Source organism: Pantoea sp. SIMBA_079, assembly GCF_046940275.1.
Classification (GTDB): Bacteria; Pseudomonadota; Gammaproteobacteria; order Enterobacterales; family Enterobacteriaceae; genus Pantoea; species Pantoea borealis.
This window is the reverse complement of sequence record NZ_JAWRYR010000648.1, coordinates 1-252: the sequence shown is the minus strand read 5'-3', so window position 1 is coordinate 252 and position 252 is coordinate 1. Positions and strand designations below refer to the sequence as shown.

Genomic DNA, 252 nt, shown 5'->3' with positions numbered 1-252 from the left:
ATCGCGGATACCCGCGAGTCCGGGGTGCTCGAGTCCGCATGATGCAGGAGCGGCCTTGGCCGCGATGGACCTCGGGAACGCCGCCTCGCGCGCGAACGCGCTCCTGCACGAGCGAGGTCCGGAGGATTGCGGCGGAGCTCCCCCGCGCCCTCAATCGATCGCCAGCTTCTTCAGCTTGTAGCGCAGGGCGCGGAAGGTGATGCCGAGGGCGGCGGCGGTCTTGGTCTTGTTGTAGCGGTTTTCCTGCAGGGC

1 protein-coding gene is annotated in these 252 nt (G+C 68.7%); it reads right to left on the bottom strand.

From position 1 onward, the window contains the following. Positions 1-150: 150 nt before the first annotated feature. Complete coding sequence (locus tag SB719_RS21540; RefSeq protein ID WP_412159942.1) at positions 151-249, bottom strand: helix-turn-helix domain-containing protein; 99 nt, start codon at positions 247-249, stop codon at positions 151-153. Positions 250-252: the final 3 nt, after the last annotated feature.